The organism is Comamonas squillarum, assembly GCF_025309455.1.
Taxonomy (GTDB): domain Bacteria; phylum Pseudomonadota; class Gammaproteobacteria; order Burkholderiales; family Burkholderiaceae_C; genus Comamonas; species Comamonas squillarum.
In genome coordinates this window covers 2950198-2974226 of sequence record NZ_CP104377.1, presented here as the reverse complement: position 1 = coordinate 2974226, position 24029 = coordinate 2950198, and the positions used below count along the sequence as shown (strand labels likewise).

Annotated in this window: 21 protein-coding genes; 8 read left to right on the top strand and 13 right to left on the bottom strand. The window is 66.0% G+C overall.

Features of this window, described 5'->3' with window-relative positions; genetic code table 11:
- Positions 1-8 precede the first annotated feature (8 nt).
- The 7 genes from N4T19_RS13750 to N4T19_RS13720 form a co-directional block, all read right to left on the bottom strand.
- The gene (locus N4T19_RS13750) at positions 9-806 is read right to left on the bottom strand and encodes an enoyl-CoA hydratase/isomerase family protein (protein WP_116926264.1); all 798 of its coding nucleotides are present in this window, start codon (positions 804-806) and stop codon (positions 9-11) included.
- Positions 803-1606 (bottom strand): SDR family oxidoreductase, encoded by an 804-nt coding sequence (locus tag N4T19_RS13745; RefSeq protein ID WP_116926265.1) that lies wholly within the window; start codon positions 1604-1606, stop codon positions 803-805. The genes N4T19_RS13750 and N4T19_RS13745 overlap by 4 nt, the downstream gene beginning before the upstream one ends.
- Positions 1603-3333, bottom strand: a complete 1731-nt coding sequence (locus tag N4T19_RS13740) for a long-chain-fatty-acid--CoA ligase (RefSeq protein WP_260718288.1) — start codon at positions 3331-3333, stop codon at positions 1603-1605. The genes N4T19_RS13745 and N4T19_RS13740 overlap by 4 nt, the downstream gene beginning before the upstream one ends.
- Positions 3334-3345: 12 nt before the next feature.
- Entirely contained in the window at positions 3346-4332 is a 987-nt protein-coding gene (locus N4T19_RS13735) for a Bug family tripartite tricarboxylate transporter substrate binding protein (protein ID WP_182343802.1), read from the bottom strand.
- Positions 4333-4406: 74 nt separating this feature from the next.
- Positions 4407-5183 (bottom strand): crotonase/enoyl-CoA hydratase family protein, encoded by a 777-nt coding sequence (locus N4T19_RS13730; protein WP_260718287.1) that lies wholly within the window; start codon positions 5181-5183, stop codon positions 4407-4409.
- 41 nt (positions 5184-5224) lie between these two features.
- On the bottom strand, positions 5225-5992 hold the full coding sequence (locus tag N4T19_RS13725; protein ID WP_260718286.1) for an SDR family NAD(P)-dependent oxidoreductase: 768 nt from the start codon (positions 5990-5992) through the stop codon (positions 5225-5227).
- Between the two features lie 61 nt (positions 5993-6053).
- Positions 6054-7235, bottom strand: coding sequence for a thiolase family protein (locus N4T19_RS13720; protein WP_260718285.1), 1182 nt, complete (start codon positions 7233-7235; stop codon positions 6054-6056).
- 210 nt (positions 7236-7445) lie between these two features.
- Between N4T19_RS13720 and N4T19_RS13715 the strand changes: the two genes are divergently transcribed.
- From N4T19_RS13715 to N4T19_RS13700, 4 genes are all read left to right on the top strand, one after another.
- Positions 7446-9023: an AMP-binding protein gene (locus N4T19_RS13715; RefSeq protein WP_260718284.1), complete on the top strand. Its 1578-nt coding sequence runs from the start codon at positions 7446-7448 to the stop codon at positions 9021-9023.
- Between the two features lie 41 nt (positions 9024-9064).
- Positions 9065-10207, top strand: a complete 1143-nt coding sequence (locus N4T19_RS13710) for an acyl-CoA dehydrogenase family protein (protein WP_116926390.1) — start codon at positions 9065-9067, stop codon at positions 10205-10207.
- Positions 10208-10275: 68 nt separating this feature from the next.
- A complete protein-coding gene (locus N4T19_RS13705) occupies positions 10276-11262 on the top strand; it encodes a Bug family tripartite tricarboxylate transporter substrate binding protein (protein ID WP_116926272.1) in 987 nt (328 codons plus the stop codon).
- 80 nt (positions 11263-11342) lie between these two features.
- A complete protein-coding gene (locus tag N4T19_RS13700; RefSeq protein ID WP_260718283.1) occupies positions 11343-12005 on the top strand; it encodes a response regulator in 663 nt (220 codons plus the stop codon).
- Between the two features lie 46 nt (positions 12006-12051).
- Here N4T19_RS13700 and N4T19_RS13695 read toward each other — a convergent pair whose 3' ends face one another.
- Positions 12052-14775: a sensor histidine kinase gene (locus N4T19_RS13695; RefSeq protein ID WP_409935113.1), complete on the bottom strand. Its 2724-nt coding sequence runs from the start codon at positions 14773-14775 to the stop codon at positions 12052-12054.
- A 156-nt stretch (positions 14776-14931) separates the two neighbouring features.
- Here N4T19_RS13695 and N4T19_RS13690 point away from each other — a divergent pair, with 156 nt between their 5' ends.
- Positions 14932-16275: a dicarboxylate/amino acid:cation symporter gene (locus tag N4T19_RS13690; RefSeq protein WP_165841196.1), complete on the top strand. Its 1344-nt coding sequence runs from the start codon at positions 14932-14934 to the stop codon at positions 16273-16275.
- A gap of 75 nt (positions 16276-16350) precedes the next feature.
- Here N4T19_RS13690 and N4T19_RS13685 read toward each other — a convergent pair whose 3' ends face one another.
- Positions 16351-17217 carry a BUD32 family EKC/KEOPS complex subunit gene (locus N4T19_RS13685; protein WP_260718282.1) on the bottom strand — a complete coding sequence of 289 codons (867 nt, stop codon included), beginning with the start codon at positions 17215-17217 and terminating at the stop codon, positions 16351-16353.
- A gap of 69 nt (positions 17218-17286) precedes the next feature.
- Positions 17287-19008, bottom strand: a complete 1722-nt coding sequence (locus N4T19_RS13680; protein ID WP_182343792.1) for an FMN-binding glutamate synthase family protein — start codon at positions 19006-19008, stop codon at positions 17287-17289.
- A 216-nt stretch (positions 19009-19224) separates the two neighbouring features.
- Between N4T19_RS13680 and N4T19_RS13675 the strand changes: the two genes are divergently transcribed.
- The 3 genes from N4T19_RS13675 (at position 19225) to N4T19_RS13665 (ending at position 22526) form a co-directional block, all read left to right on the top strand.
- Positions 19225-20034 (top strand): UPF0149 family protein, encoded by an 810-nt coding sequence (locus N4T19_RS13675; protein ID WP_116926275.1) that lies wholly within the window; start codon positions 19225-19227, stop codon positions 20032-20034.
- Positions 20035-20173: 139 nt separating this feature from the next.
- The gene (locus N4T19_RS13670) at positions 20174-21277 is read left to right on the top strand and encodes an SPFH and helix-turn-helix domain-containing protein (protein ID WP_116926276.1); all 1104 of its coding nucleotides are present in this window, start codon (positions 20174-20176) and stop codon (positions 21275-21277) included.
- 163 nt (positions 21278-21440) lie between these two features.
- Complete coding sequence (locus tag N4T19_RS13665) at positions 21441-22526, top strand: TFIIB-type zinc ribbon-containing protein (protein ID WP_313900093.1); 1086 nt, start codon at positions 21441-21443, stop codon at positions 22524-22526.
- A 43-nt stretch (positions 22527-22569) separates the two neighbouring features.
- Here the strand turns inward: N4T19_RS13665 and N4T19_RS13660 are convergent, their stop codons facing one another.
- From N4T19_RS13660 to N4T19_RS13650, 3 genes are all read right to left on the bottom strand, one after another.
- Complete coding sequence (locus N4T19_RS13660) at positions 22570-22806, bottom strand: glycine zipper domain-containing protein (protein WP_027010612.1); 237 nt, start codon at positions 22804-22806, stop codon at positions 22570-22572.
- A gap of 132 nt (positions 22807-22938) precedes the next feature.
- Positions 22939-23466 (bottom strand): CinA family protein, encoded by a 528-nt coding sequence (locus N4T19_RS13655; RefSeq protein WP_116926278.1) that lies wholly within the window; start codon positions 23464-23466, stop codon positions 22939-22941.
- A complete protein-coding gene (locus N4T19_RS13650) occupies positions 23463-24017 on the bottom strand; it encodes a phosphatidylglycerophosphatase A family protein (protein ID WP_409935112.1) in 555 nt (184 codons plus the stop codon). Before N4T19_RS13650 ends, N4T19_RS13655 begins: the two co-directional genes overlap by 4 nt.
- Between the last annotated feature and the right edge of the window lie 12 nt (positions 24018-24029).

Genomic DNA, 24029 nt, shown 5'->3' with positions numbered 1-24029 from the left:
GGGCTTTTTCAGCTTCGCGCAGGCCACTGGAAGGGCGCAGGCTGCTTGTTCAAAAAGGCCTGCACGGCCTCGCGGTGCTGGGCCGTACCCATGGCCAGCGCTTGGGCGTTCGCCTCTTGCTCCAGCAGCGCGGGCAAGTCGTTCGCCGCCATCGCGAGCGAGCGTTTGATCAAGCTCAGCGCCACCGGCGATGCGTCCACAAAGCAGTGCGCAATCGCCTGGGCCCGTGCCTGCAGCTGCCCGGGGGCGACCAGCTCGCTGGCAATGCCCAGCTGCAAGGCCTCTTGCGCCGAGACCTCGCGGCCCGAGAGCATCAGCTCCCGCGCGCGCTGCACGCCCACGACGCGCGGCAAGGTGTAGAAGGCCGCGCAATCGGGCACCACGCCGACGCGGATAAACGACATCGCAAAGCGCGCCCGGTCGGACGCAATGATGAAGTCCGCCGCCAAGGCCAGGCTAAAGCCCGCACCATAGGCGGCGCCGTCCACCGCGGCAATCACCGGTTTGTCCAGCAGCATCAGGTCCTTGAGCCAGTGGTGCAGGCTGGACAGCCGCGCGCGCCAGCCGGCATTGTCCAAGCCAGATGCTGCAATATTGCCCAGGTCGCCGCCCGAGCAAAAGTGCTCGCCCACGCCGGTCAGCACCAGCGCGCGCAGGCTGGCATCGGTCTGCACCAGGCGCACCACCTCGGCCATCTCCTCGCGCATCTGCGGGTCAAAGGCGTTGCGCTTGGCCGGGTAGTTGAAGCGCAAGGTGGCCACGCCGTCCTGGCGCTCAAAAATGATGCGTTCGTAGTGGCGGCTCATGCGGCGCTCCGGGGCACGTACGAGGCGCGCATGTCACGCCCGCCACGCAGCGCGGCGCCGCCATCGACCGGGATGATGGCGCCGGTCACATAGCTGGCCAGCGCGGACGACAGGAACAGCGCCATGTGGGCGACGTCATCGGTGCTGCCCATGCGCAGCAGCGGCACCGTGGAGACGGCGCGCTCGAGCGCATCGGCGGTGGGCGCCAGGCGCCGCATGCCCTCGGTATCACCGATGGGGCCGGGCGAGATGCTGTTGACGCGGATGCCGTCCTCGCCCCATTCCAGTGCCAGCACCTTGGTCATCATGTCGATGCCGGCCTTGGCCGCGCAGGCATGCACCTGGTACATCGTCGGGTTCACGCCTTGCGGCGCCGAGATGTTGATGACGCTGGCGCCGGGCTTGCGCAGCATCGGGTAGGCCAGGCGCAGCACATGGAAGCTGCCATTGAGGTCGATGTCGACAACGGTCTTGAAGCCGTTGGGCGACAGGTCCTTGGCCGGCGCAATGAAGTTGCCCGCCGCGCCCGAGACCAGCACATCGATGGGGCCAAAGCGGGCATGGGCCTGTTCCAGCGCGGCCTGCACGGCGGCTGGGTCGCGCACATCGGCGCTCAGGCCCAGGGCCTGGGCGCCCAGCGCCTCCAGCTCGGCGGCGGCCTGGGCTACCTTGTCGGCCGAGCGGCTCATGACCACGACATGCGCGCCCGCGCGGGCGAAGGCCTTGGCAATGCCCAGGTTGATGCCACTGCTGCCGCCTGAGACAAACACATGCTGGTGGCGAAAGGAGAAAGAGCTCATGGGTGTTCCGTATGCAAAGAATGGGAGGGGGCGGCGGCTTGCTGCGCCGCCTCCTGCAGTGCGCGCCACTGGATCTTGCCGGTGGCGGATTTGGGCAGCGCGGCGAGAAAGTCCACCGCGCGCGGCACCTTGTAGGCGGCCATCTGTGCGCGGCTCCAGCCGATGATCTCGTCCGCCGAGGCCTGCGCGCCGGGGCGTAGCACCACCAGGGCCTTGACCGATTCGCCGCGTTTGGCATCGGGCACGGCGATCACGCAGGCTTCGAGCACGGCCGGGTGGCTGTAGAGCATGTTCTCGACCTCGGCGGGCCAGACCTTGTAGCCATTGGCATTGATCATGCGTTTCAAGCGGTCGCGCATGAAGTAATAACCGTCCGCGTCCACCGAGGCCAGGTCGCCAGTGCGAAAGTAGCGCCGGCCATGGCGCTCGAAAAAGGCCTCGCGGTTGGCCTCGTCATTGCGCCAGTAGCCCTGCATCACCTGCGCGCCGCTAGAGACCAGCTCGCCCACTTCGCCAGCGGGCAGCTCTTCCAGCGTTTCGGGGTCAACGACCATCGAATGCACGCCCTGGGTGGGCACGCCCAGGCACTGGCGCTTGGTGTGGCCCGGCGGGTTGGCATGCAAGAAAGCGGCGGTCTCGGTCAGGCCATAGCCCTCGCTGTAGTGCAGGCCATAGCGCTCGGCCAGCATCTGCGAGACGGCCTCGGGCATGGCCGCGCCGCCGCCGGCCAGCATGGCCAGGCTCGACAGGTCCAGCCCATGGGCAGCGGCTTGGCTGAACAGGTCGATCACCATGCTGGGCGGCGCGGTCCAGGCGGTGACCTGGTGGCGCTCGATCAGCCGGGCAGCCAGCAGCGCATCCCAGCGCGGCATCATCACCACGGTGCCACCCACGGCAATGGGCATGTTCATGCCGTACTGCGTGCCCAGCATGTGGAACATCGGCGCGACCGACAGAAACACCAGGTCGTCATTGAAGCCGCGCCACAGGCGCGAGCCGGTGAGCGACGCCAGCACCGAATGGTGGCTGTGCATGCAGCCCTTGGGGTGGCCGGTGGTGCCCGAGGTATAGGGGATGGTGGCGAGCATGCCCGCCTGCGCCACACGCGGGCCGGGCGCCAGCTGCAGCGCCAGCGCTGCGGCAAAGCCATGGTAGGGGCCGGCAGGCAGCGGCTGGCGCGGCGCTGTCACCACGTCGGGCAGGGCATCAGGTGGCGGCGTGGTGGGCAGCGCGTCGCTGTAAGCGTGGACGATCACCGCATCGAGCAGGCCCTCGTCCACACAGGGCTGGGCGCTGGCCAACAGCTCCTGGGCGACGATGGCCAGGCGCGCGCCGCTGTTGTCGGCGTAGTAGCGCAGCTCGGTGGCGGTGGTCATCGCGCTCACCGGCACCACCACGCCGCCGGCGCGGAAGATGGCATAGCAGGCAACGACGAACTGCGGGCAGTTCTGGCTTTGCAGCAGCACGCGCTGGCCCGGTGCCAGTTGCAGGCGTTGCTGCAAGAACCCGGCCAGCGCCTCCACCTGGCCCAGCAGCTGGGCATAGCTGGTGCTGGCGCCCGCGTAGATGATGGCGGCCTTGTCGGGGTAGCGCTGGGCCGAAGCCGTCAGGTTGTCGTCCAGCGTGATGCGGGGCACGCGCAGATCGCGCGAGACGCCTTTGGGCCAGTAGAACGGCAGCGCAGGGCGTGGAGAAGCGGTGGAGGTGGAGGTGGAGGTGTCAGGCATCGTCAGCTCGCCTCAATCCAGCTGCAGCTGCTGGCTTTGGATCAGCGCGCCCCAGGTCTGCTGGTCATCGGCCACCAACTTGGCAAAACCGGCTTGCGGCATGCCGCCCGGGCGCCCGCCCAGCTCGCGGTAGCGGCGCATGATGTCGGGGTCATGCAAGACGGCCTGCAGGTTCTCGGCCAGCTTTTTCTGCACCTCGGGCGGGGTCTTGGCGGGCACGAAGAAGCCCATCCAACCGACCTGGTTGAAGTTGCGCATGCCCAGCTCGGTCATCGTCGGCACCTCGGGCAGATCGGGCTCGCGCTGGTCGCCAGTCACAGCCAAGGGGCGCAGCTTGCCGTCCTTGATATGGACCAGGGAGGCGGTCATGTTGTCGAACATGAACTGGGTCTCGCCAGTCACGATCGCCATGGTGCCGGGGGCCGATCCCTTATAGGGGATATGGACCACATCGGTACCCGTGCGCTCCTTGAAGAGCTCGCCCATCAGGTGCGTGGTCTGGCCCACACCGGCGGACGAAAACGACAGCTTGCCTGGCTGCGCCTTGGCCGCCGCCACCAGCGCATCCAGGCTCTGGATCGGCGACTTGGCGGGCACGACCAGCACGTTGGCAAACGAGATCATGTCGGTCAGCGGTGCAAAGTCGCCAGGCTTGTAGCTGAGCTTTTTGTAGGCCGTGTAGTTGATGGCATTGGAGCCGCTGTTGCCCACCAGCACGGTGTAGCCATCGGGCTGGGCGCGCGCGACCAGGCTGGCGCCCAGGCTGCCCCCGGCGCCCGGCTTGTTGTCGACGATCACCGGCTGGCCCAGGCGCTGGCCCAGCTTTTGCGCCAGCAGGCGCGCCGGGATATCGGTCGATCCGCCTGCGGCGCCGGGCACGATCAAGGTGATGGTGCGCGTGGGCCAGTTGGCCTCGGCATGGGCGCTGAGCGCGCTGGCGAGCAGCGCCAGGGCCGCCAAGGCCCGCAGGGGCTGGCGTGGATGGCTGGTACGTGGCATGGTTTTGTCTCCTGCTGCGCGCTTCTGTGGCGCGTCTAGGGCTGTGCAACTGAGAGTTCCGGGCTGGACGGGGTTCAGGCACCTTTCCAGACCGGTGGGCGTTTTTCCGCAAAGGCGGCTGCGCCTTCGCGCGCGTCCTGCGAGCTGAAGACCGGCGCGGTGATGACGGCCTGGCGGTCGAACATCTCCGCCAGCGGCCATTCACCCGACTGGCTGGCTACCTGCTTGCTCGCGGCGACTGCCAGCGGACCGTTGGCGGCAATGGTCTGGGCCAGTGCCAGCGCGGCATCGAGTGCGCCGCCGGGCGCGGTCAAACGGTTGACCAGGCCCAGCTGGGCAAAGCGCTCGGCGCCAAACATGTCGCCCGTCAGAATGCACTCCATCGCCACGTGGTAGGGCAGGCGTCTGGGCAGGCGCAGCAGGCCACCGGCCGATGCGGCCAGGCCCCGCTTGACTTCGGGCAGGCCAAATTGGGCATCGCGCGCGGCGACGATCAGGTCGCAGGCGAGCGCCAGCTCAAAGCCGCCGGCCAGTGCATAGCCTTCCACCGCCGCGATCAGTGGCTTGGCCGGCGGCCGCATGGTGAGCCCGCAAAAGCCGCGCCCCGGCAGGCTGGGGCGCTTGCCCTGCAAAAAGCCTTTCAGGTCCATGCCTGCGCAAAAGCTGCCGCCCGCGCCGGTGATGATGCCTACCCGCAGTTCTGGCTGGCTGTCCAGCGCATCGAGCGCGCTGGCCATCGCCTCTGCCATCTCCAGGGTGGCGGCATTGCGCGCCTGGGGGCGGTTGAGCTGCATGATGAGCACCGGGCCACGGGTTTCGACCAGGAGTTCTGCGGTTTCAGAGCCAGACATGGGGACCTTTCAACAGACTGTTGGGTGCAGGGCAGTGCGCCTCAACGCGGTTGCATGCGGATGGCGCCGTCCAGGCGGATGGTTTCGCCGTTCAGCATCGGGTTCTCCAGAATGTGCAGCGCCGTCATCGCATACTCGGGCGGGCGGCCCAGGCGGGCCGGGTTGGGGACCGAGGCGGCCAGCGACTGGCGCACGTTCTCGGGCAGCTTGGCGAGAATGGGGGTGTCGAACAGGCCCGGCGCAATGGTGCAGACGCGGATCATCTTGGAGGCCAGATCGCGGGCGGCGACGATGGTCATGCCGATGACGGCGGCCTTGGACGAGGCATAGGGGATCTGGCCAATCTGGCCTTCGTAGCCCGCGACCGAGGCGGTCAGCACGCAGGCGCCGCGCTCGCCTTCGACCGGCTCGTTCTGGGCCATCGCCACGGCCGAGAGGCGCAAGGTGTTGAAGGTGCCGATCTGGTTGATGCGGATGATGTTGGTGTACTTTTCCAGCGAGCCGGGGCTGCCGTCTTTTTCAATCAGGCGCACCGGGCCGCCGATGCCGGCGCAATGCACCAGCGCACGGAACTGGCCCCAGGCCTGGGCGGCCGACACCGCCTTTTGCATCTGCTCGGCATCGGCCACATCGGCCTTGATGAATTGGAGCTGGCCGCCGTACTGCTTTTCCATGGCCGCGCCGCGCTCTTCGTTCAGGTCCACCGCCACCACGTTCAGGCCTCGCTCCAAGAGGGCTACGGCACTGGCTTCGCCCAGCCCCGATACGCCGCCGGTCACGAGGGAGGTCATTCCTTTAGTCAATTGCATCTCAACAATCCTTGTCAGTTCAAACGTTCAATCCGATGGAGCCCGGAGGGCTGTGAGGCTTTTAGCGCAGCACCTCAATAATCGTGGCGTTGGCCATGCCTCCGGCCTCGCACATCGACTGCAGGCCATAGCGCTGGCCGCTGTCTTCGAGCGCATGCAGCATCGTGGTCATCAGCCGGATGCCCGATGCGCCCAGAGGGTGGCCCAGCGCAATGGCGCCGCCGCGCGGGTTCAGGCGTTCGCCGTCGGCACCCAGCTCCTTTTGCCAGGCCAGCGGCACCGAGGCAAAGGCTTCGTTGATCTCGTAGTGCGCAATGTCGGCCAGCTGCATGCGCGCCTTGGCCAGCACGCGCTGGGTGGCCGGGATGGGGGCGGTCAGCATGTAGAGCGGGTCGTCGCCCACAACATCAAAGGCCACAAAGCGGGCGCGCGGGCGCAGGCCCAGCTGCAGCGCGCGCTCCTCGCTCATGATCAGCATGGCGCTGGCGCCATCGGTCATCTGCGAGGCATTGCCGGCGGTGGTGCTCCACTGGATCTGCGGGAAACGGGCCGAGAGCTCTTCGTTCTCGAACACGGCCTTGAGGCCGGCGAGCTTCTCGGCCGTGGTGCTGGCGCGGATGGTCTCGTCGGCACTGACGAGGCCGAGCGGGCTGCGGATGGGCACGATCTCGCGTGCAAACGCGCCGCTGCTTTGCGCGGCATGGGCGCGCTGGTGCGAGCGGGCGGCATAGGCATCCAGGTCGCTGCGCGACAGGCCCCATTTGGCGGCCACCAGATCGGCCGACACGCCCTGGCCCACGAGGCCCGGTGCATAGCGCTCGTCAAAACGCGCGCCGGTGGTGTTCTTGCCCATGCGCGAGCTGCCCATCGGCACCCGGCTCATCGATTCAACACCGCAGGCGATAACAATGTCCTGCGTGCCGGACATGATGGCCTGGGCGGCAAAGTGCACCGCCTGCTGGCTGGAGCCGCACTTGCGGTCGATGGTGGTCGAGGGCACATGGGCGGGCAGGCCGGCGGCCAGCCAGGCCAGACGCCCGGGCGTGCCGGCCTGCTCGCCGGCCTGGCTCACGCAGCCGCAGATCACGTCATCGGCGGTCGCGGGGTCCAGCTGGTTGCGCGCCACCAGTTGCTCCAGCACCTGGGAGAGCAGATCAACCGGGTGGAGTTCGGCCAGGGCGCCATCGGGCTTGGCCCGGGCCATGGGGCTGCGGATGGCATCGACTATGACGGGTGTTTTCATCATTTAATGAGACTTGTGGATCATTAAATTAATAATAGGTTTCAAAAAACCGAATACCTACTGGTATTTACCCGCAGTAAATTTCCGAGTAAACGCCAGATACTGTCCGTGAAGTCTCGAAATTCGAGACGACTGATTCAAAATTAGAGTAAAGATGTAACACAGGTGATTGCGTGCAGCGCTCTCCTGTGCACCACGGAGACCGAGGAGATGCACAACTTCTTCAGCTGGGCCCAGGCCCAGCCCGAGCGGGTGGTTTTGACGCAGGCCGACAGCGGCAGGCGCTACACCGCAGGCGAGATAGCGCAGGGGGCCCAGCAGATGGCGCAGTGGCTGGCGCAGCAGGGGCTGCAGGCCGAAGAGACCATCGCGGTGCTGCTGGAGAACCGCTATGAGATCGTGCAGCTGGTGCTGGCCGCGCGGCTGGCCGGCCTGTATGCGGCCGTCATCAGCACGCACCTGACGGCCGCCGAGGTGGCCTATATCGCCCAGGACAGCGGCGCCCGGATGCTGCTGGTCTCCCGCAAGACCTGGCCGACCGCGCAAGAGGCCGTGCAGGGCCTGGCGCTGGCCTGCTATTCGGTCGATGGCGATACGCCCGGCGTGGCGCCCCTGGCCGATGCGCTGGCCGCCGTGCCCCAGGGCGCGCAGATCGACCTGGCCACGCGCCCGCTGGGCCGCGATCTGCTCTATTCCAGCGGCACCACCGGCCGGCCCAAGGGCATCAAAAAGCCGCTGCTGGCAGCGGCCTATCGGCAGCAGCGCGATCCCGAGGTCGCCGCCTGGATGCGCAGCATGCGGTTTGATGAGGACACCGTCTACCTCTCGCCCGCACCGCTCTACCATGCAGCGCCCTTGCGCTACAGCCTGCGCACCCTGGATGTCGGCGGCTCGGCCATCATCATGAGCCGCTTCGACCCCGAGCAGGCGCTGGCGCTGATCGAGCGCTACCAGGTGACCCACAGCCAGTGGGTGCCGACGATGCTGGGGCGCCTGCTCAAGCTCCCTGATGAGGTCAAGCGCCGCTACCGGCTGGACAGCCACCGCGTGGCGATCCATGCGGCAGCGCCCTGCCCGGTGGCCGTCAAGCAAGGCATGCTGGACTGGTGGGGCGACATCTTGCTGGAGTACTACGCCGGCTCCGAAGGCTGCGGCACCACCTTGATCGACTCGGCCCAATGGCGTGCACGGCCGGGCTCGGTGGGCCGGGCCATCAGCGGCCAGCTGCATATCGTTGGCGACGACGGCCAGGAGCTGGGGGTCGGCGAGGTGGGCCGCGTGTATTTCTCGGGCGGCGGCGCTTTCCAGTACCTCAATGACGAGCGCAAGACGCGCGAGGCCATCGACGCGCGCGGCTGGGCCACCTATGGCGACATCGGCCATGTCGATGCCGAAGGCTTTCTGTTCCTGAGCGACCGGCGCGCTGACCTGATTTTGTCGGGCGGGGTCAACCTCTATCCGCAAGAGATTGAGAACGCGCTGGCCCAGCATGCCGCCGTGGAAGAGGTGGCCGTGGTTGGCGTGCCCGATGAGGACTTTGGCGAGCAGACCCTGGCCGTCGTGGTACTCAAGCCCGGCTTTTCGCCCGATGAGGCCATGGCCCGCGCGATCGTCGACCAGGCCGCTGGCAGCCTGTCCAAGGTCAAGCGGCCCCAGCGCCTGGTGTTTGAGGCCAGCCTGCCCCGGCTGGAGACCGGCAAGCTGCTGCGCCGCGTGCTCAAGGACCGTTTCAAGGAGGCGCCGCAGGCGGGTTTTGGCCTGCGCAGTAGCAGCGGCCCCCAGGGCTGATGCCCCTCATTCATTTCTCTTCCTTTCACCCTTTGACCACCATGCAAGACCTGACCCAACGCAGCGTGTTCCGCGAAGACCATGTGCAATTTCGTGATGCCGTCCGCCATTTCTTTGACAAGGAGATCGTGCCCTTCCATGCGCAGTGGGAGCGCGATGGCATTGTGCCCAAGGAGGTCTGGCGCAAGGCAGGCCGCGAGGGCTTGCTCAACACCATGCTGCCCGAACCCTATGGCAGCGGGGGCGATTTTGGCCATGCGGCGGTGCTGATCGAAGAGATTGCCCGCACGGGTGCCAGCGGCCTGGGCTTTCCGCTGCACTCGGACATCGTGGCGCCCTATATCCATGCCTATGGCAACAGCGCGCAGAAGGACCGCTGGCTGCCCAAGATGGCAGCGGGCGAGATGATCGGCGCGATTGCGATGACCGAGCCCGGCGCGGGCAGCGACCTCAAATCGGTGCGCACCACGGCCAAGCGTGACGGCGATCACTATGTGATCAATGGCGCCAAGACCTTTATCACCAACGGCATCAATGCCGAGATCGTCGTCGTGGTCTGCAAGACGGCGCCCGATCTGGGGGCCAAGGGCGTATCGCTGATCGTGGTGGAAGACGGCACGCCCGGTTTTGCCAAGGGCCGCAAGCTCGAGAAGATCGGTCTCATGGCGCAGGACACCTCGGAGCTGTTCTTTGACAACGTGCGCGTGCCGGTGGACAACCTGCTGGGCGAAGAGAACATGGGCTTCAAGTACCTGATGCACGAGCTCGCGCAGGAGCGCCTGGTGGTGGCGGTGCGCGCTGCGATGTCGATCGAGGCCTTCTTGCAAAAGACCGTGGACTACACCCGCGAGCGCAAGGCCTTTGGCCAGACGGTGTTTGAGTTCCAGAACACCCGCTTCAAGCTGGCCGAGGCCAAGGCCCAGGCGACGATGTTGCGCGTGTTTGTCGATGACTGCATGCGCCTGCACCTGACGCGCGAGCTGACACCGGACCGCGCAGCGATGGTCAAGCTCAATGCGACGGCGCTGCAGAACAAGCTGCTTGACGAATTTTTGCAGCTGCACGGCGGCTACGGCTATATGACCGAGTACCAGGTCGGCCGGGCCTGGACCGATGCCCGCATTGGCCGCATCTACGGCGGCAGCGACGAGATCATGAAGGAAATCATTGCCAGAACGCTTTGACCATGACCAGCGCCCCGAGCACGCCACAGAGCGCGCCAGCGGCATAACCAGCAACAAGGAGACAAACCATGCAAAACCGCCGCTCGGCCCTGGGCCGTGTGCTCACCACTGCCGCCTGCGCTGCCCTGATGCTCGCCACGGGCAGCGCCCTGGCCGCCGACAACTACCCCAGCAAGCCCATCCGCCTGGTGGTGCCCTACCCCGCAGGAGGGGGCACCGACATCATTGCCCGCCTGATGGGCACCCAGCTGTCGCAGCGCTGGGGCCAGCCGGTGATTGTGGACAACAAGCCCGGAGCCAGCGGCATGATGGGCAACGACCTGGTGGCCAAGGCGCCGGGCGATGGCTACACGGTGCTGCTGGGCATCACCGCGCTGGTGCAGATCCCGGCGCTTTACAAGAAGGTGCCCTACCAGTTGAGCGATCTGGCGCCCGTGTCGCAGGCGGTCAAGTCGGCCGACCTGGTGTTTGTGCCGCGCAGCTCGGGCATCACCAGCCTGCAGCAGTTTGTCGCCAAGGCCAAGGCCCAGCCGGGCAAGCTCAACTATGGCTCCTACGGCAATGCCACCTCGTCACACCTGCATGGCGAGCAGCTCAAGCTCAAAGCCGGCATCGACATGGTGCATGTGCCTTACCAGGGCTCGGGCCCGGAGATGGCGGCGATGCTCGGCGGCCAGCTCGAATCGGCTTTTATCGATGCGGCCGCTGCCTACCCGCATATCAAATCGGACAAGGTCAGCATCCTGGCGGTCACGGGCGCGCAGCGCCACCCGGCGTTGCCCGATGTGCCAACGATGGCCGAGGCCGGCTACAGCGGCTTTGAGGCCAATGGCTGGTTTGGCTATTTTGTACCGGCCAGCACCCCGCAGCCGATTGTGGACAAGCTCGGCAATGAGCTGGCGGCCATCGTCAAGATGCCAGAGATCAGCAAGCGCCTGCTGGACATGGGCCTGATCCCCGTGGGCTCGACGCCGGCGGAGTTCAAGCCGCTGCTGGCCCGCGATGCGGCGCACTGGAAATCGATTGTCGATGCGGCGAAGATCTCGATGGATTGACGCGAAAACACAGCGCTTTGGCGGGACTTCAGGGAGGTGGCGCAGTACAGGAGAAGTCCAGCCATGGCAGACTATCGTCTATGTCCCCTCCCGCCTTGCTTGTTGCCGATGACCACCCCCTGTTTCGCGCTGCCGTGGTGCAGGTGATCCGGGGGCGTTTTGGCGCCTTCGAGGTGCTCGAAGCCTCCAGTGCCAGCTCGCTCAGCGCAGCGCTGGCGGCCCACCCCGGCATCGAGCTGGTGCTGCTCGATCTGACGATGCCGGGCACCCATGGTTTTTCGGCGCTGCTGCATGTGCGCGGCGCCTACCCGCAGTTGCCGGTGGTCGTCATCTCGTCCAATGACCACCCGCGCATCATCCGCCGCGCCCAGCAGTTTGGCGCCTCGGGCTTTATCTCCAAGGCCGCCGCCGCCGACGCGATCACCGCAGCGATCGAGGCGGTGCTGGAAGGTGACACCGTCTTTCCCTCGATGGCCGCCGAGCTGTCGCAGGAGGATGCCGAGCTGGCCGCCCGCATGGCGCAGCTGACACCGCACCAGTTCAAGACCCTGCTGTACCTGGCCGATGGCCTGCTCAACAAGCAGATTGCGCAGGAGATGGGCGTGACCGAGCACACCGTCAAGGTACATGTGACCGCCATCTTGAAAAAGCTCGGCTGCCACAGCCGCACCCAGGTCGCCGTGCTGGTGCGCAACCTGGAGGCCGATGGCGGCTTGCCCACGGACGACTCAGCGCTTGCGTAGACCCGCTAACACAACCCTTGATACGTCGTTGCCCTGCCTTGTCGTACTACTGTACTGCCTGCGGCATGACGCCTCGTCTCAATCGCAAACCTTCGGTTTGCTGGGTCGTGTTACCGGCTCGTAGCAGCAGCTGGCCGACCAGCGCACGCAGCGCCGCCGGCCGCGCGGGCTGCGTCAGCACCCCCCAACCCAGCACACTGGCCTGCTGGCTGGCGGCATCCTGCTGGCCCGCATCGGTGCTGAGCCAGACAACGCCCGGCGCCTTGTGCCCGCAGGCCTGCAAGGCACGGACTGCTGCTGGCGTGGCATGCGCCGCATCCACCACCAGCAAAGCCGGCCATGCGTTTTGGCTGCGTTGGGCCTGTGCCAAGGCCGCCTCGGCATCGGCCTGCGGTACCACCTGGCAGCCCCAGCGCTGCAGCAGCGGGGCGGCGCCGGCGATGGCGGCCGGGCCAATGCACCAGGCGCTGGCGCCTTGCAGCGGTGCGGCGTTGGCGACCGCAGGTGCTGCCTCCATGGGCTCGCGCGCGGGCTCCGGGGCCAAGGCGGTTTGGCTCAATGGCACCTCGACCCAGAAGACCGAACCCCGGCCCAGCGCCGAGCGCAGGCCAATCGGGTGCTGCAACAGGCGCCCCAGGCGCTCGACAATGGCCAGGCCCAGGCCGGCGCCGCGCTCATGCTGGCGGCCAGTCTCCAGCCGGCGGAATTCTTCAAAAATCTCGCGGTGCAGGCTCTCGGGGATGCCCGGGCCCTGGTCATGCACCTCGATGCGCAGATGCTGGCCGACGCGGCGGCAGCCCAGCACAATGCGGCCCTGGCGCGTGTAGCGGATGGCGTTGGAGAGAAAGTTCTGCACGATGCGGCGCAGCAGCGCCTCGTCGCTGTGCACCACCGCGCGGCAGGGAATGACCTGCAGCTGCAGGCCATGGCCCTGGGCCAGCACGCCCAGGCTGCTGCCCAGCTGGGCCAGCATGGGCTGCAGCGCAAAGTCACGGCGGTTCACCTCAAGCTGGCCCGATTCCATGCGTGCAATATCGAGCAGGCTGTTCAGGATGTCGTCCTGCGAGGCCAGCGCGCCTTCGACATCGCTGGCCAGCTGCAAGGCCTTGTCGCCCTGCACATGCTGGCGCAGCAGCGATGCAAACACGCGCGCGGCGTTCAGCGGCTGCAGCAGGTCATGCACGGCGGCGGCGACAAACTTGGATTTGTAGCGGTTGGCCTGCTCGGCCTCGCGCTTGGCCTGGGCCAGGTCTTCGGTGCGGTCGGCAATGCGCTTTTCCAGCGCATCGGCCAGGGAGCGCAGCTCGCGCGCGGCGTTCTTGTAGCTGGTGATGTCGGCATAGCTGGTCACAAAACCGCCATCGGGCAGGGGGTTGCCGCGGATCTCCAGTACCGTGCCGTCGGCCTTTTCGCTCTCGCGCGCATGGGGCTTGCCGCTGCGCAAAAACTGCATGCGCCGCTCGATGGCCTCGTCGATGTCGCCCGAGCCCAGCAGGCCCCGGCGCGCGTTGTAGCGGTACAGCTCCTCGACCGGCATACCCACTTTCAACAGGCCCGCCGGCAGCCGGAACAGCTCCATGTAGCGCGAGTTCCAGGCGACCAGGTTCAGCGCGGCATCGATCACCACCACGCCCTGGGGCAGGTGTTCCAGGCTCTGGCTGTGGCCGGCATCGGCCTGGTGGGCGGCGGCCACGATGCCATCTTGCGCAGTGCGCAGCTCCTGCGCGTGTTGCTTCAAGAGGGCCTCGAGCTCTTCGCGGCTGCGCTGGCGCAAGGCCGACAGGCGCTGGCGCTGGCGCGCATAGAGCAGCAGCAGCGACAGCGCCAGCCAGCTGCCGCCCGCCGCGCCAGCGGCCCACCAGGCCGACGCCACGCTGTTGTCCACATCATGCAGGATATGCAGCTGCCAGCCGGTTTCGGGCAAGGTCACGGTTTGCCAGAGCTTGCGGCCCACGCCCGGGTCCTGCCACTGCACCAGCGCGCCGCCTTCGTCCAGCGGCTGCTCCTGCGCATAGCGCATGGGCTTGAGCGGCTGGCTGCGGTACTGCTGGGTGCGGTCCATCTCCTGCTGCGCACGGGCATCGATGGGCTTGAGCTTGCGGTAGCGCCAGTCCTCGTTGCTGGCCAGAAACACGACGCCATTGGCATCGCTGGCCAGCACGATGTCGGGGTTCTGGATCCATTCGCGCTCGAGCTCCAGCAGCACGATCTTGATCGCGATCAGGCCCAGCACCCGGTGCTGGCCACCGGCATCGCTGCTGATGGCGCGCGAGAGGAAATAACCGGCCTCGCCGGTGGTCATGCCAATGCCGTAGAAGCTGCCCTTGTCCTGGGCCAGCGCCAGTTGCACATAGGGGCGAAAGCTGTAGTCCTCGCCCACATTGCTCGAAGGGCTGCGCCAGTTGCTGGCTGCCAGCGCCACGCCCTGGGCATCGATCAAGGTGAGGGTGGAGGCCAGGCTCGCGCCGTTGGCCTGCTCCAGCTTGCGGTTGAGGCGCAGCACCTGCTCGGGGCTTTGCGGGTGGGTCAGCGCCTCGCGCAGCTCGGCGTCGAGCGCCAGCACATCGGGCAGCACCCGGTAGCGATCCAGGCGCTGGCTGAGCGCCTGCGCATACAGGACGAGCTGGCGGTGGGCCTGCAGGTTTTCCTCGGCCAGGCTGTGCTGCAGCATCCAGTGCCAGGCGCCTGCAGCGGCAGCCACCGTGCTCAGCAGCACGGCGCAGAAGGTCCACAGGGATCGCAGGGAGCGGCGGGGAATGATCGGAAACATGTAACGGAGGCCTAGGTATTTTCCCGAAGTATGGGTTTTCCGTAGCTCTGAGAAGGCGGCGCCTAATACTAATGTCTAATGGGCAATCTGTAAGGGCTGGGATACAAACGCGCCTCAGCGCACCGAGTTGGTGCCGAGCATCTTTGGAGCCCCACCATGCAGATTGATACCACCGCCAGCCAGGCGCCCGTCCAGGCGCCGCCTTTTTACCGGACTTTGTACTTCCAGGTGATTATCGGTATCACCATCGGTGTCTTGTTGGGGCATTTCGAGCCCCAATATGGTGCGGCGATGAAGCCCTTTGGTGATGCGTTCATCAAGCTGATCAAGATGATCATCGCGCCGGTGATCTTTCTGACCATCGTGACCGGCATTGCGAACATGACGCACCTGAGTACCGTGGGCCGCGTGTTTGGCAAGGCCATGGTGTACTTCCTGACCTTCTCGACCCTGGCGCTGATCGTGGGCCTGATCGTGGCCAATGTGATGCAGCCGGGCGCCGGCATGCACATCAATGTAGCCGATCTGGACCAGAAGGAAGTGAGCTCCTATGTGGCCAAGTCGCATGACATGACCCTGACCGGTTTTGTCATGGACATCATCCCCAAGACGCTGATCAGTCCCTTTGTCGGCGACAACATTTTGCAAGTGCTGCTGGTGGCAGTGCTGTTTGGCGTGTCGCTGGCCATGGTCGGTGACAGCGGCAAGCCCGTGCTCAACCTGCTCGAATCGCTGACCAAGCCCGTCTTCAAGCTGGTCAACATCGTGATGAAGCTCGCGCCCATCGGTGCCTTTGGCGCGATGGCGTTCACGATCGGCAAGTTCGGTCTGGGCTCGCTCTTGAACCTGGCCGAGCTGGTCGCGACCTTCTACATCACCTCGCTGCTCTTTGTGCTGGTGATTCTGGGTGCCGTGGCCCGTGCCTGCGGTTTCTCGGTGCTCAAGCTGATCCGCTACCTCAAGGATGAGCTGCTGCTGGTGCTGGGTACCTCGTCGTCCGAATCGGCGCTGCCATCGCTGATGCACAAGATGGAAAAGGCTGGCTGCAGCAAGTCCGTGGTGGGCCTGGTGGTTCCAACTGGCTACTCCTTCAACCTCGACGGCACCAATATCTACATGACCTTGGCGGCGCTGTTCATCGCCCAGGCGACCGACACCCACCTGACCCTGGGACACCAGATTGCGCTGCTGCTGGTGGCGATGCTGAGCTCCAAGGGCGCTGCGGGCGTGACCGGCGCGGGCTTTATCACGCTGGCTGCCACCCTGGCCGTGGTGCCGGAAGTGCCAGTGGCCGGCATGGCGCTGATTCTGGGCGTGGACCGTTTCATGTCCGAGTGCCGTTCGCTGACCAACTTCATCGGCAATGCCGTGGCTACCGTCGTGGTCTCGCGCTGGGAAAACGCGCTGGACTATACCAAGCTCAACGCGGTGCTTAACAACGAAACCGTGCTGGAGAGCGCGCCCGTGCAGGTGCCGGTGGTGGATACCGCCAAGGGCTGATAGCGCCTCGCTCCAAAAGGAATGGCCTGCAGATGCAGGCCATTTTTTTGTCTGAGAAATGCCGCGAACCGGTGGTCAGGGCAGTGGGCGCAGCAGCCCGTACATCGCCCGCAGGCGCAAGGTATCGCGCCCCAGCTTGCGCTGGTTGGGCAGCTTGCCGACCCAGCGCATCTGCTGCACGGTGCGCTCCAGCGCGGCGCGCACCGCAGGATCGGTCTGCGCCAGCCAGCCATGCCAATCGGCACGTGCGGCCTCCAGGGTGCCGGCATTGTCCAGGAACAGCGCGGTGGAATGCGCATAGCACAGCGCATCCTTGACGATGCACAGCGCAGGCGGCAAGGTCGCCAGCGGGTCGTCTTCAAAGTCGATATAGCCAATGACGCCATCGGGGCAGCGCACCATGTTGCGGGCAAAGGCCTGGCTCAGGCAGGTGCCGCTGGCATGCACGCGCTGCAGCGCGGCAAAGCCCTGCTGCCACAGCGCCAGGGTGCTGGCGGGGGCTTGGCGGGCTGCCGCCTCGATTTCGTCGCTGAGCGACGGGGTATTGCCGCCGGGCAGGCCCAGGTGGCGCATCAGAAAGCCCTCAGGCGCATCGGCCAGCACCAGCGGCACGCGCAGGCCGCGCGCATGCAGGTCGCGCAGGCGCCGCACCTCGGTCGCAATAGCGGCTTGCCCGCCGGGGTTGACCACGGGCTGTAGCACCGGCACATCCAGCCAGCGCGAGAGCAGGCCCAAGGTCCGGTAGCGCCAGGCGGCTATCGCCGGGCCGGCTTTTTTGAGCCAGACCGATTCACCGGGCAGCTCATAGCGCACCACATTGAAGGCCTGGCTGGCCAGGTGCTGCTGCAAAAATGCGGCATAGTCCGGGCGCTCGGCAGATGCGGCGCCGGGCGGGGCGCCAGCGGGGGCAGGGGGCTGTAAGGGGGAAGCGGTATCGGTCATGCGCAAGCGGGGCGCACGCCGCAGCGGCCACTCCAGCAACAGTGAAAACCTTGCATTATCGCTGCGCGCTCAAGAAGCCTCGGCGGCCTGGGGCACCATGTCCTGGTGGTCGGCCGGTGCCGAGGGTTTGACATGGGGCTGCGCCAGCGGCTGGAAACTCTCGGCGCTGGCCAGCGGCCAGTAGGTGCGAAAGACATCGTGCTGGTGCGCCAGGTCGTCGAGCAGCGCGCCGGGCCGCACCTGCAGCAGCAGGTTGGACAGCAGGCGCACCTCGGTGTCGCTGATGCGGCGCACGATATGGTGGGCATTGAGCTCGCAAGGGTGCTGGAGGCCGGCGGCCTGCACCAGCTCCTGCAGCGCATGCAGGGTGCTCTTGTGGAACTGGGCCACGCGCGTGGCCTTGTCGGGCACGACCAGGGCCTGCTGGCGCACGCCATCTTGCGTGGTGACGCCGGTGGGGCAGTTGCCGGTGTGGCAGGTCTGGGCCTGGATGCAGCCCAGCGCCATCATGAAGCCCCGGCCGGCATTGCACCAGTCGGCGCCCAGCGCCATCATGCGGGTGATGTCAAAGGCAGTGATGACCTTGCCGGCGGCGCCCAGCTTGATGCGGTCGCGCAGGTTCACGCCGATCAGGGTGTTGTGCACCAAGAGCAGGCCTTCTTGCAGCGGCACGCCGACATGGTCGGTGAATTCGACAGGCGCTGCGCCGGTGCCACCTTCAGCACCGTCGACGACGATGAAGTCCGGCGTGATGCCGGTCTTGAGCATGGCCTTGACGATGGCAAACCACTCCCAGGGGTGGCCCAGGCAGAACTTGAAGCCGGTGGGCTTGCCGCCCGAGAGCGTGCGCAGGCGGGCGATGAAGTGCATCATCTCCTCGGGCGTGGAGAAGGCGCTGTGCCGGGCCGGCGAGATGCAGTCGATGCCCACCGGAATGCCGCGCGCCGCGGCAATCTCGGGCGTGACCTTGGCGCCGGGCAGCACACCGCCATGGCCGGGCTTGGCGCCCTGGCTGAGCTTGAGCTCGATCATCTTGACCTGGGGCTGGGTGGCGTTGGCGATATAGCGCTCTTCACTGAAGCTGCCGTCGTCATTGCGGCAGCCAAAGTAACCCGAGGCCACCTCCCAGATCAGGTCGCCGCCGTGCACGCGGTGGTGCTGGCTGATCGAGCCTTCGCCGGTGTCATGGGCAAAGCCGCCAATCTGCGCGCCCTTGTTCAGCGCCAGGATGGCATTGGCCGACAGCGCGCCAAAGCTCATCGCCGAGATGTTGAAAACGCTGGCATGGTAGGGCTGGGTGCAGGGCGCCACCGACTGCGACGGCGCATCGGGCGAGCCGCCGATCCAGACACGGAAATCATGGCCGTCCAGCCGCGTGGGCGCCATCGAGTGGTTGACCCATTCATAGCCGCGTGCGCCCACATCCATCAAGGTGCCAAAAGGGCGGTTGTCCGGATCGCCCTTGGCGCGCTGGTAGACCAGCGAGCGCTGGGCGCGCGAGAAGGGCAGGGCCTCGGTGTCGCTTTCGATGAAGTACTGGCGCATCTCCGGGCGGATGAACTCCAGGAAAAAGCGCATATGACCGATGACCGGGTAGTTGCGCAAAATAGCGTGGCGCGTCTGGCGCCGGTCGCGCAGGCCCAGCAGCGTGAGCGCGGCGCCGGCCAGCACGGCCAGCCACCACCAGGCGCTGGCCTGCAGCACCAGCGCGATGATGCCGGCGACCAGCAGGAGCATGCACAGCACCATCACGGTGTAGCGGACGGGAAAAATCTTGTTGAGCTGGTTCATGGGGGTGTCTGTGCAGGTCAGACGGCCCAAAAGCGCGCGCAAATCCCGGGCTGCAGCACAGGCGCCTGGCTGGCGCTACACTGCAGGCCCTGCCTGGCGCAGCGGCCGTCTGCCATTGCAATGTTGTTACAAAACCAGACCCATCATAGGGGGCGCTGGTGGCATTGCAAGCGTGCAGGGGTTTGTGCTGTGCGGCCCCCTATTGAGAGAGCACCGATGACCCAGCCCCAGATCCCCGATGGATTGAATGACGACCAGCTGACCGAGATCGACCAGATCCTGGAAGACATGCGCACGCGCGCCGAAGAAATTCCGCAGTGGGAATTTGCCGACGGCGCACTCACCGCGCTGGTCTGCACGCGCCGCGCGGTGCCGGTCGAGGAGTTTCTGCCGATGCTGGTGGGCGATGGCGAGCTGCTGGAGCGCGATGCGGACGGCAAGCTGCCGCTGCTGCCGGCCTTCAAGGACCGCGCCCAGCAGGACCGCTTTCTGGAACTGTGGCAGATCCGCTGGAACGAAGTGACGGGCCAGCTTGACGCCGATGTCAAGAGCCTCGAAGACGATGACACCTTCCAGCCCGATGCGATGGACATGCGCGGCGCCATTGCCAGCCTGCCCGAGGAAGAGCGCCAGGAGCTGGACGGCCAGGAGATCCCCTCGTTTGGCCAGGTCTGGGCGCTGGGCTTCATGTTTGTCGTGGAAAACTGGGCCGATGAGTGGATCGCACCGCGCGACAAGGAAGCGGCCCGCTGGCTGAACGACGCGCTCGAATCGGTGGTGGCCCTGACCGAGGATGACACCGGCACTCCCACCGTCTGCATGTACGACGAAAACGGCCCGGCCAGCACCAGCCAGGAGCGCGTGGAGACCTTTGGTGAGGCGATCTGGGCGGTGTATGACCTGCGCCAGATCTGGAAGAGCATGGGCCCGCGCCAGGCCACCATCGTCAAGGGCGAGGTGCCCGGCCGCAATGACCCCTGCTCCTGCGGCAGCGGCAAGAAGTTCAAGAAATGTTGCGGCGCCTGATAGCAGGCGTTCACCATCCGCTCTGAGAACAGCCGCTTTTGCGGCTGTTTTGCTGTGCGGGCCCAGATTGGCATGGCCGCGAGCGGGCAGTGGCTCTAGAATGGCTTGGTTTTCATCCTCTTTTGGCCAAGGATCCCCGATGAACCTCATGAACATCATCACCAAGCAACTGATCGAGATCATCGAGTGGACCGATGACTCGCGCGATACCTTGTCGTACCGCTGGCCTGATGAGGACAAGGAAATCAAGAACGGCGCCCAGCTGATCGTGCGCGAATCGCAGCAGGTGCAGTTTGTCTCCGAAGGCCAGTTCGCCGACCTGTTCGGCCCCGGCCGCCACCAGCTGACGACGCAGAACATCCCGATTCTGTCGACCCTGCGCGGCTGGAAGTACGGTTTCAATTCGCCCTTCAAGTGCGATGTCTACTACGTCAATACGCGCCTCTTCACCGGCAACAAATGGGGTACCTCCAACCCGGTGATGATGCGCGACAAGGACTTCGGTGTTGTGCGCCTGCGCGCCTTCGGCACCTATGACTTCCGCATTGTGCAGCCAGCCAAGTTCCTCAAGGAAGTGGCGGGCACGGACCAGAATTTCCGCCTCGACGAGTTTGCCGACACGATGCGCTCGCGCATTGTCAGCATCTTCAGCGAAGCGCTGGCCCGCGCCCAGGTGCCCGTGCTCGATGTGGCCCAGCGCTACACCGAGATGGGTGATGCGCTGCTGCAGCTGATCAACCCGGCCGTCACCGAGAAATACGGCCTGGAGATCACCAGCTTCCTGCTGGAAAACGTCTCGGTGCCGCCCGAAGTCGAAGAGGCGATCGACAAGCGCTCGTCGATGAGCGCGATCGGCAACTTGAACGACTATGTGAAGTACCAGATGGGCCAGGCGATGGCCAACGGCGGCGAAGGCGCAGCGGCGGCCACCATCCCCGCGACCATGGCGATGGGCTTTGGCATGGCGCAGGAGATGATGAAGGGCATGCAGCAGCCTTCGGGCGCTGCTGCAGCCGACCCCTTCTCGCCCGCTGCAGCCCAGGCTGCGCAAGCGGCGCCCGCTGCGGCTGCGGCCGCCGGCGCCGGCCTGCAGGTGCTGACGCCCGAGCAGGCGGCCCAGGCGCTGGGCGTGACGGTGCAGGATGTGCTGACTGAGCTGGAGTCGGGCGCGCTCAAGGGCCGCAAGATTGGCAGCGCCTGGCGCATCTCGCAGGAATCGCTGAACGAATTCCTGCGCGGATAAATCTGCACTCACCGCGCATGTACCCCTGCTTTGCCGGTGCATGTGCGTTGGCGTGCCCCCGTTTTGAGAGCCCGTGGCGCAGACCTGCTGTGCGCCAACGCTGAGTTTGACCGTGAATTCACCCACTCCCGCCACCGACCCCTTTGCGCCGCCACCGACCTCGATGGTGGCCAGGCATGTCTGCCCCGAATGCGGCGGCAATCTGGAATGGAATGCCAAGGTGCAGTCGCTCAAGTGCCCCTACTGCGGCACGGTGGTGCCCTGGACCGAGGAGCAACAGCAACAGCTGGGCGGTGACATCGTCGAGCAGGACCTGGCCGCCGCGCTGGCCAACCCCGCCAGCGGACGCGGCTGGGGCGAGGCGCGGCGCGAGTACCAGTGCCAGAACTGCCGCGCGATTTCGGTCTTTGTTGACGGGCGGGTCGCGTCGCGCTGCGATTTTTGTGGCTCCCCTGCGATTCAGGCACATGAAGAGCGCAACGATGCGATCACGCCGCAAAGCCTGCTGCCGTTCAAGGTGAGCGATGGCCAGGTGCGCGACCTGATCCGCAAATGGTATGGCAGCCGCTGGTTTGCACCCAACAAGTTCAAGAACGCGGCGCTGACCGATACGCTCAAAGGTATCTACCTGCCGTACTGGACCTTTGACGCCCATGTGCAGGCCCAGTGGCGGGCGGACGCCGGCTTTTACTACTACACCACCGAGCAGTACCGCGACGCCAATGGCAACATCAGCACGCGCCAGGTACGCCATGTGCGCTGGGAGCCGGCCTCGGGCAGCCTGCAGCATTTCTTTGACGATGAACTGGTCGCGGGCACGGTCGGGGTGCACCAGGGGCTGCTGCAGAAGGTCGAGCCTTTTCCAACGCGGACGGACCTCAAACCCTATTCGCCCGAGTTTGTGCGCGGCTGGACCGTGGAGCGCTACCAGGTCGACCTGAACCGGGCTGCGACGATCAACGAAGGGGATATGGACCAGCAGGTAGAGACCCTGTGCGCGCGCCAGATACCGGGCGATACCTACCGCAACCTGCAGGTGCGGCGCCAGTACCAGGGGCGCAGCTTCAAGCATGTGCTGGTGCCTGTCTGGCTGGTGGGCTACACCTATGGCAGCAAGAGCTACCAGATTCTTGCCAACGGCTACACCGGCCAGTTGGCCGGTGAGCAACCCTATAGCTGGGTAAAAATCCTGTTCACCGCACTGGCGGTGTTGTTGGTGCTGGTGCTGCTGATGGCAGCGGGCCGATAGCCGGGAATACCTGAGGGGCCGATAAGGCCCCCGGGTTCAAGGCTTAACGACGGCGGCGGTTGCCATCCATGTTGTCGCCGACCTGGTTACCAAAATAGGCGCCGGCAGCAGCACCGCCAATGGTACCCAAGGTCGAGCCGAACACGGCATCACCCAACACACCACCGGCAACAGCGCCTACGCCGGTGCCGATCTGGGCATTGGTGGGATTGCTGGAGCAAGCGGTCAGGCCGCTCAGGGCCAGAACGATGGAAGCGGTAGTGATTGCAAGTCGTTTCATCAGGGTTCTCCTCTTGGTCTCATCGGCTGTCAGTCAGAAGAGTGCTGCAAACCGGGTTGCCATGGTTGAAGTGTGGCGCAGCGCACGCGCTTGCCACATCGGCCAAGGCTAAGTTCGGATGTGGGACAGCGCTTACTGCGCAGGCGCGGCCTGCACCAGCTCCAGCAGGCGGCGCAGCGCATGCCGCACGGTGGCCTGGCGCACTGCGTGGCGGTCGCCGTCAAAGCGCTGCACTTCGCTGTGCAGTTGCCCGGCCACCTGCCAGCCAAACCAAACGGTGCCAACGGGCTTGCTGGCGCTGCCGCCATCGGGCCCGGCCACGCCGGTCACCGCCACGCTGACCTGTGCCTGGGACTGCGCGATCGCACCTTCGGCCATCGCGCGGGCGACGGGCTCGCTGACGGCGCCGTGGGCGGCGATCAGCGCAGCGGGCACATCCAGCATCGCGGATTTGGCCCGGTTGGAGTAGGTGACAAAGCCGCAATCGAGCCACTGGCTGGAGCCGGGCCGCTCGGTGCAAGCGCCTGCGATCAGGCCGCCGGTGCAGCTTTCGGCCGTGGCCATCATCCAGCCTCGTTGGCTCAGGTGCTGGGCCAGCTGGGCCACGGTTTCCGGCAGGGGCAGCCCATCTTTGGTCAGCAAGGCGGCGGTGGCGTTCATAGCAGATGTCTCCCGATGGCGATGACAAGCAAGGTGCAGAAAGCGGCGACCAGATCGTCCCAGATGATGCCCCAACCGCCGCCCCAGCCAAAGCCCTTGAAGCAGCGATCCGCCCAGCGCACCGGCTGGGGTTTGACGGCGTCGAAAAAGCGGAACAGCACAAAGGCCGTCAGCTGGCCCCAGAAGCCCGTGGGCATGACCAGCCACAAAATGAGCCAGAAGGCGATGATCTCGTCCCAGACAATGGCGCCGGGATCCGCCACGCCCAGGTTGCGCGCGGTGGTCGTGCAGGCCCACCAGCCGAGCACGAGCGATGCGCCAATCACCCAGCCAATCGCCGCAGGCGTCAGCCACAGCTGCAGCACCAGGTAGGCGACCCAGGCCCACAAGGTGCCCACCGTTCCCGGTGCCACCGGGCTCAGTCCCGAGCCAAAGCCCAGCGCCATCCAGTGCAAAGGGTTGCGCAGCATGAAGGTCCAGTTGGCGCGGCGGGGCGCCGATGCGTTGGCTGCGGCGCCGGGCGCAGAAGGTGGAAAGGGCGAGTCGCTCATGCCCGCCATCAT